The 7,655-nt window shown below is 74.1% G+C and carries 4 protein-coding genes; 3 read left to right on the top strand and 1 reads right to left on the bottom strand.

Going from position 1 to position 7,655, the window contains the following annotated elements:
* The first annotated feature begins 273 nt into the window (after positions 1-273).
* Both JZ5iCDA_RS13865 and JZ5iCDA_RS13870 read left to right on the top strand, forming a co-directional pair.
* Positions 274-1,503, top strand: coding sequence for a sensor histidine kinase (locus JZ5iCDA_RS13865; protein WP_069387700.1), 1,230 nt, complete (start codon positions 274-276; stop codon positions 1,501-1,503).
* On the top strand, positions 1,500-2,222 hold the full coding sequence (locus JZ5iCDA_RS13870; RefSeq protein ID WP_069387701.1) for a response regulator: 723 nt from the start codon (positions 1,500-1,502) through the stop codon (positions 2,220-2,222). Before JZ5iCDA_RS13865 ends, JZ5iCDA_RS13870 begins: the two co-directional genes overlap by 4 nt.
* A gap of 38 nt (positions 2,223-2,260) precedes the next feature.
* On the opposite strand, the gene adhE is transcribed toward JZ5iCDA_RS13870, so the two are convergent.
* Positions 2,261-5,065: a bifunctional acetaldehyde-CoA/alcohol dehydrogenase gene (gene adhE / locus JZ5iCDA_RS13875; RefSeq protein ID WP_083260023.1), complete on the bottom strand. Its 2,805-nt coding sequence runs from the start codon at positions 5,063-5,065 to the stop codon at positions 2,261-2,263.
* A 215-nt stretch (positions 5,066-5,280) separates the two neighbouring features.
* On the opposite strand from adhE, the gene JZ5iCDA_RS13880 reads away from it, so the two are divergent.
* Positions 5,281-7,437 carry a prolyl oligopeptidase family serine peptidase gene (locus tag JZ5iCDA_RS13880; protein WP_069387702.1) on the top strand — a complete coding sequence of 719 codons (2,157 nt, stop codon included), beginning with the start codon at positions 5,281-5,283 and terminating at the stop codon, positions 7,435-7,437.
* The last annotated feature ends 218 nt before the right edge of the window (positions 7,438-7,655 follow it).

The raw sequence follows: 7,655 nt of genomic DNA on the forward strand, positions 1-7,655 counted from the left end.
CGGAGCGGTCCCGGCCGGGAGCGACCGCGGGCGCCGTCGGGCGCGGGGCCGAGCGCGACGGCCGTGCAGCCGGTGGACGTGCGGGATCGTGGGGTGTTCTCGGTCATGGTCCCGAGCCTGCGGCGCGCGCGTGCCGCGGCGCCTCGACCCGAGGGCTCGTCCCGCGCACGTCCGTCGGGCGGTCGCGCCTCCGCCCTGGGGCGGAGGTGGGCGCCCGCCGGGGTCCGCCCCCGGTGCGTCGTCGTGCCCGTGCCTGGTCGCTACCGTGAGGACGTGCCGTCCCGCCACCACCCGTCGCCCCCGTGGGCCCAGGACTTCGCCCTCGCCGTCGCGACGGGCGTCGCGTGGTTCACGGCGGTGACGGTCCTGGAGCGCAGCGGCTACTGGTACCCGCAGAGCCTCGGGGCCTACGGCGCGGCCGGGGCCTGGATCGTCGTGACGCTCGCGCTGCGCCGCACCGCGCCCGGTCCGCTGTTCTGGGCGACGGCCGCGCTCTACCCGCTGACGCACCCGGCGGTCCTGCAGACGCCGTTCGAGCTGGTCCCCCTCGTGGTCGCCGGGTTCGCGGCCACGCGCACCGGCGCGGTCCCGTGGCCGCTCGCGGGGCTCGCCGGCGGCCTCTCCGCGTGCTCGCTGCTCGTCGCCGGGCGGCCGACGGTCACGTTCCCGCCCGTCCCGCCCACGACCGCGTGGCTCTCGCTCGCCCGGTCGCCGTCCGACGTCGCCCTCGCGCTCGCCCTCGTGACGGGCGCCGTGGCGGCGGGCGTGGTCTTCCGCCGCCTCGACCTGACGTCCCTGCGCCTGCGCGAGCGCAACGCGGAGCTCCAGGAGCTCCAGGCCGAGCTCGCGGAGCAGGCCGTCCTCGCCGAGCGCACGCGCATCGCGCGCGAGCTGCACGACGTCGTCGCGCACCACGTCTCCGCGATCGTCGTGCGCGCGCAGGCCGCCGACCGGGTGGCCGCCAACCGGCCGGACGCGCCGCGCGAGGCGGTGCGGTGGATCGGCGACGAGGGCAAGCGTGCGCTCACGTCGATGCGGTCGGTCGTGCACGTCCTGCGGGACACCCGGGCCGGGGAGGCGGGCGGCACGCTCGCCCCGACCCCGGGCGCCGACGACGCCCCCGAGCAGCTGCGCGCGGCGGCGCGCCGCCTCGAGGAGGCGGGCCGCGACGTCGCCCTCACCCTGCCGGAGCCCTGGCCGGCGACGAGCGCCGAGTGCGGGCTCGCCGTCGTGCGCATCGCCCAGGAGGCCCTGACCAACGTGCTGCTGCACTCCCTCGCCCCCTCCGTCACCGTGACGGTCACCGCCACCGGAACCCACGTGGGCGTGCGCGTGCACGACCCCGGCCCACCGCTGCCCGAGGACCAGCCCGCGGCTCGCGCGGGGTTCGGCCTGTCGAGCATGCGCGAGCGTGCGCTCGCCGCCGGGGGGCGCCTCGTGGCAGGCCCCGACGAGCGCGGCGGCTGGGTCGTCGACGCGTTCCTGCCGCGAGGGACGGCATGAGCGGGCAGGACCCGGCGCCGGGCTCCGCGCCCGGGCCGGTCCGCGTCGTCGTCGCCGACGACCAGGCGACGATCCGCCTCGGGCTGCGCATGATCCTCGACGACGAGCCCGACGTGACGGTCATGGGCGAGGCGGGCGACGGCGCGACGGCGGTCGCGATGGCCGCCGCGCTGCGTCCCAACGTCGTGCTCATGGACGTGCGCATGCCGCGCCTGGACGGGATCGGCGCGACCGCACGCATCACGGAGGACCCCGACCTCGCCGGCGTCCGGGTCCTCGTGCTCACGACGTTCGACGACGACGAGTACGTCTACGGCGCGCTGCGCGCGGGCGCCGCCGGATTCCTGCTCAAGGACGCCGACCCGCAGGCGCTCGTCGACGCCGTGCACCGCGTGCGGGCCGGCGACTCGCTGCTCGACCCGGCGGTCACGGGCCGCATCATCGCGACGTACGTCGATCTCGCGCGTCCCGGCGCGTCGGGCGCGCGCACGTCGTCCGTCGACGGCCTCGAGGCCGCGACGCCGCGCGAGCGCGAGGTGCTCCTCGCGGTCGCGCGCGGGCTGTCGAACCGGGAGATCGGTGCCCAGCTGCACCTCACCGAGGCGACGGTCAAGAGCCACGTGCGCTCGCTGCTCACCAAGGTGGGCCTCGCGAACCGCGTGCAGCTCGTCATCCTCGCGTACGAGGCGGGGCTCGTGCGGCCGGGCCGCGACGCCTGAGCATCGCGACCCGGCCCGGTCAGGGGACCGCCGTCGGTTCAGCCGGAGAGCGCCGCCGTCCCCTCCTCGACGGCGACGTGCCCGGCGCGCTCGGCCGCGAGCCGCGCGGCCCGCGCCTCCTCGCGCGACGTGCCGCGGTACGCGGCGACGAGGATGTCGCGCATGTCCCCCAGGACCGGCAGGCGCGGGTTGGCGGGCGCGCACTGGTCCTCGAACGAGCGCAGCGCGAGCTCGTCGAGCCGGCCCATGAACGCCTTCTCGTCGACGCCCTGGGCCGCGAACGTCGCCTCGATGCCGACCTTCGCGCGCAGCTCCTCGACCGCGCGGGCGTACGACTCGACGCCCTCCTCCGGCGTGGCGGCCGGCAGGCCGAGGTGCTTCGCGATCTGCTGGAACCGCTCGGGGGCGACGTAGCGCTCGTACTTCGGCCAGCTCGTGAGCTTGGTCGGCACCTGGCCGTTGTAGCGGATCACGTGCGGCAGGAGGACGGCGTTGGTGCGCCCGTGGACGAGGTGGAACGTCGAGCCGACGGTGTGCGCCATGGCGTGCACGATGCCGAGCATCGCCGAGCCGAACGCCATGCCGGCGATCGTCGCGGCGTTGTGCATGCGCTCGCGCGCCCTCGGCGCCGACGCCCCGCGCGCGACCGACTCCTCGATGCTCTCGAAGACCATCTTGATGGCCTGCAGGCACAGGCCGTCGGTGAAGTCGTTCGCGTAGACGGAGACGAACGCCTCGGTCGCGTGGGTCAGCGCGTCGAACCCGGAGTCCGCGGCGAGCCTCGCCGGCATGGTCTCGGTGAGCACCGGGTCGACGATCGCGACCGTCGGCGTGAGCGCGTAGTCCGCGAGCGGGTACTTGTAGCCGGTCTCCTCGTCGGTGATGACCGCGAACGGCGTCACCTCCGCGCCCGTGCCCGACGACGTCGGGATGCACACGAGCTTCGCCCGGCCCCCGAGCTCGGGGAACTTGTACGCGCGCTTGCGCACGTCGAAGAACTTCTCGCGCATGTCGGAGAACTCGATCTCGGGGTGCTCGTAGCGCAGCCACATGACCTTCGCGGCGTCCATCGGGGAGCCGCCGCCGATCGCGACGATCGTGTCGGGCTCGAAGTCCCGCATGGACTCCGCGCCGCGGTTCACGGTGCCGACGCTCGGCTCCGGCTCGACCGAGTCGATGATCTGCACCGCGACCTTCTCCTCGCGGCGGCCGAGGACGTCGAGCACGCGGTCGACGACGCCGATGCGGTTCATGACCTTGTCGGTGACGATCGTCACGCGGTGCACGTCGCGCATCTGCGCGAGGTACTGCAGGGAGTTCGGCTCGAAGTACGTCTTCGCGGGGACCTTGAACCACTGCATGTTGTTGTTGCGCCGCCCGATCCGCTTGATGTTGACGAGGTTGACCGCCGAGACGTTGTTGGACACCGAGTTCGCGCCGTAGCTGCCGCAGCCGAGCGTGAGCGACGGCACGAGCGCATTGTAGATGTCGCCGATTCCGCCGAGCGACGTCGGGCTGTTCCACAGCACGCGCACCGCCTTGACGCGCGAGCCGAACCGCTCGACGAGCGCCTCGTCGGCGGTGTGGATCGCGGCCGAGTGGCCCAGGCCGTCGAGCTCGACCATGCGCTCGGCGAGCGCGATGCCGTGCTCGGTGTCGCGGGCCCGCAGGACGGCGAGGACGGGCGTGAGCTTCTCGCGGCTCAGCGGCTCGTCGGGACCGACGTCGTCGATCTCGGCGAGGATGATCGACGTGTCGTCGGGGACCTCGAAGCCGGCCTCGCGCGCGATCCACGCGGGCGACTTGCCGACCACGGCGGGGTTGAGCCTCGCGCCGGCGCAGCTCGTCCCGCTCGCCTCGACCCCGAAGACGAGGCGCTCGAGCATCGCCTTCTCCGCGGGCGTCGTGCGGTAGGCGTGCAGGCGGGCGAGCTCGCGCATCGCGTCGTCGTAGACGGCGTCGTCGAGGATGACCGCCTGCTCCGACGCGCACACCATGCCGTTGTCGAACGCCTTCGACATGACGACGTCGTTCATCGCCCGGCCGAGGTCGGCGCTGCGCTCGACGTAAGCGGGGACGTTGCCGGCGCCGACGCCGAGCGCGGGCTTGCCGGCCGAGTAGGCGGCCCGGACCATCGCGTTGCCGCCGGTCGCGAGGATGAGCGAGACGCCCGGGTGGTGCATGAGCGCGTTCGTCGCCTCGATCGACGGGTGCTCGACCCACTGGATGCAGTCGTCGGGCGCGCCCGCGGCCACCGCGGCGTCGCGCACGATCCGCGCCGCCTCGGCGGACGAGCGCTGCGCGCTCGGGTGGAACGCGAAGACGACGGGGTTGCGCGTCTTGAGCGCGATGAGCGACTTGAAGATCGTGGTCGACGTCGGGTTGGTCACCGGGGTCACCGCGCACACCACGCCGACCGGCTCGGCGATCTCCACGACGCCGGTCAGCTCGTCGCGCCCGACGACGCCCACGGTCCTCAGGCGGGCCATGGAGTTGGGCACGTGCTCGCACGCGAAGATGTTCTTCGTCGCCTTGTCCTCGAACACGCCGCGGCCCGTCTCGGCCGCCGCCATCTGCGCGAGGTGGCCGTGCCGGCTGAGCGCGGCCACGGAGGCCTTGAGGACGATGCGGTCGACGTCCTCCTGCGTGAGGGTCATGTACCGGTCGAGGGCCTTGCGCGCGCGCTCGACGAGCACGTCGATCTCCGCCCTGTGCGGCTCCTCGGTGCCGGTCAGGTCGGTACCGGTCGTGCCGATACCGGTCGTGCCGATACCGGTCGTGTCGGTACCGGCCGTGTCGATACCGGTCGTGCCGGGCCTCGCGGTGGTGCCCCGTGCGCTCATGTCGTCCCCTCCGTCCCGGCCGAGCCGGGGTGCGGGCCGCAGGTGCTGCTGGGGCCGGATGCCCCGGCTCCTTCGGCGGTCTACTTGTGAATACTTTCACAAGCGCTCCTGTCGAACCAGGGTCGGACGCTCGCAGACGACAGCTCGGGCCTTTGGTCCCGGGCCGGTGACGTCGCTCCCGCGGCCCCCGCCCGTCCGCCGTAGGGTGGGACCCCATGACGACCGAGCACGTAGCGGACGCCCTGACGCCCGCGACCAGCGACACCGACCCGTACCTGTGGCTCGAGGAGGTCGAGGGGGACGAGGCCCTCGCCTGGGTCCGCGCCCGCAACGCCGAGGTCGCCGCGACGCTCGAGACCCACGACGGTTTCGCGACCACCGAGGCGGCCATCCGCGAGGTCCTCGACTCGGACGCGAAGATCCCCGAGGTCTCGCGGATCGGCGACCACCTCTACAACTTCTGGCGCGACGCGACCCACGAGCGCGGCCTGTGGCGGCGCACGACGCTCGAGTCCTACCGCACGGCGGAGCCCGCGTGGGAGACCGTGCTCGACCTCGACGCGCTCGCGGTCGCGGAGGGCCAGAGCTGGGTGTGGCACGGCGCGAGCGTGCTCCGCCCCACCCCGGAGCAGCTCGCGGCCGGCGAGCCCTGGCGGCACGCGCTCGTCGAGCTCTCCCCCGGCGGCTCCGACGCCGACGTGACGCGCGAGTTCGACCTCGTGGAGAAGCGGTTCGTGGACCCGACCGACCGCGGCTTCCACCGCGCCGAGGCGAAGGGCTCGCTCGCGTGGGTCGACGTCGACACGGTCTACGTGTACACCGACTTCGGCCCCGGCTCCCTCACGCCGTCGGGCTACCCGCGCGTGGTCAAGCGCTGGACGCGCGGCACGCCGCTCGCCGACGCGGTCACGGTCTACGAGGGCACCGACGAGGACATGTACATCTCGGCGTGGCGCTCGCACACGCCCGGCTTCGAGCGCGACTTCGTGCACCGCTCCAAGGCCTTCTACTCCGACGAGCTCTACCTCGCCGAGAACCCCGGCACGCCCGAGCAGCGCCTGACGAAGATCGACGTGCCCGACTCCGCCGAGGTCGGCGTGCGCCGCGAGTGGATGCTCGTCGAGCTGCGCGACGACTGGACGGTCGACGCGGCGGCCGGCACGACGTACCGCGCCGGGTCGCTGCTCGCCGCGCGGTTCGACGACTTCCTCGCCGGGGACCGCGGCTTCACCGTGCTGTTCGAGCCGACCGCCACGACGTCGCTCGCCGGCGCGACGTGGACGCGGCACCACCTGGTCCTCAACGTGCTCGACGACGTGAAGAACCGCCTGCACGTGCTCACGCCGCCCGAGGGCGACGCCCCGAGCGACGCGCCGTGGGTCCGCGGCGAGATCCCGGGGCTTCCCGAGCTCGGGACCGTCGGCGTCAGCGCCGTCGACCCGGTCGAGTCCGACGACCTGTGGCTCGTCACGACGGACTACCTCACGCCCACGACGCTCTCCCTGGTGCAGCTCGGCGCGCGGCCGGGCGAGGCGAGCGCGCCGGAGGCGCTCAAGGCGAACCCCGCGTTCTTCGACGCGTCGGGCATGACCACCGTCCAGCACTTCGCCGTGTCCGACGACGGCACGCGCGTGCCGTACTTCGTCGTCGGGCGCGCGGACCTCGTCGCGGGCACCGGCACCGCGCCGACGCTGCTCTACGGCTACGGCGGGTTCGAGGTCTCTCTCACGCCCGGCTACTCCGGCGCGCTCGGCCGGGCCTGGCTCTCCCAGGGTGGCGTCTACGTCGTCGCGAACATCCGCGGCGGCGGCGAGTACGGCCCCGCGTGGCACCAGGCCGCGCTCAAGGCGGACCGCCACCGCGCCTACGAGGACTTCGCGGCCGTCGCGCGCGACCTCGTCGCCCGCGGGATCACGACGCACGAGCACCTCGGCATGGAGGGCCGCTCCAACGGCGGCCTCCTCGCGGGCAACATGCTCACCCAGTACCCCGAGCTGTTCGCCGCCGTCATCGTCGGCGTGCCGCTGCTCGACATGCGCCGCTACACGAAGCTCCTCGCGGGCGCGTCGTGGGCCGCGGAGTACGGCGACCCCGACGACGCGGACCAGTGGGAGTTCATCCGCACGTTCTCGCCGTACCACCTGTTCGACCCGGCACGCGAGTACCCGCCGGTGCTGTTCACGACGTCGACGAAGGACGACCGCGTCCATCCCGGCCACGCGCGCAAGCTCGCCGCCCTCATGCTCCAGGCCGGCAAGGACGTCACCTACTACGAGAACGTCGAGGGCGGCCACGGCGGCGCCGCCAACAACGCCCAGGCCGCCCACATGTCCGCGGTGCACTGGCGCTTCCTGGCCGAGCGCCTCGCCTGACGGCACGCGCGCTTCCGCGACCCTCGTCCCGCGCCTGGGGCGAGGGTCGCGAGCGTCCGGGGTCGCGGAGCCCCACGAGGGGACGGAGCGGCGTGCGGGCGCGGGTCGTGGCGGGCCTGGCGGGAGGCCGCGAGGCACGAGCGGCCGGATGGTAGACCCGCGCCCGCACGGCGCGCCGGACCCTGGTGACGGCGACGCCCGGGTGGCCCCGGCGCGCC

Origin of the sequence: Cellulosimicrobium cellulans (assembly GCF_001722485.1) — a bacterium.
In the GTDB taxonomy this organism is placed as follows: Bacteria; Actinomycetota; Actinomycetes; order Actinomycetales; family Cellulomonadaceae; genus Cellulosimicrobium; species Cellulosimicrobium cellulans_A.

Bases quoted from the DNA above. Each gene is read 5' to 3' on its own strand.
- JZ5iCDA_RS13870 (WP_069387701.1), top strand. From the start codon at position 1,500: ATGAGCGGGCAGGACCCGGCGCCGGGCTCCGCGCCCGGGCCGGTCCGC.
- adhE (WP_083260023.1), bottom strand. From the start codon at position 5,065: ATGAGCGCACGGGGCACCACCGCGAGGCCCGGCACGACCGGTATCGAC.
- JZ5iCDA_RS13880 (WP_069387702.1), top strand. From the start codon at position 5,281: ATGACGACCGAGCACGTAGCGGACGCCCTGACGCCCGCGACCAGCGAC.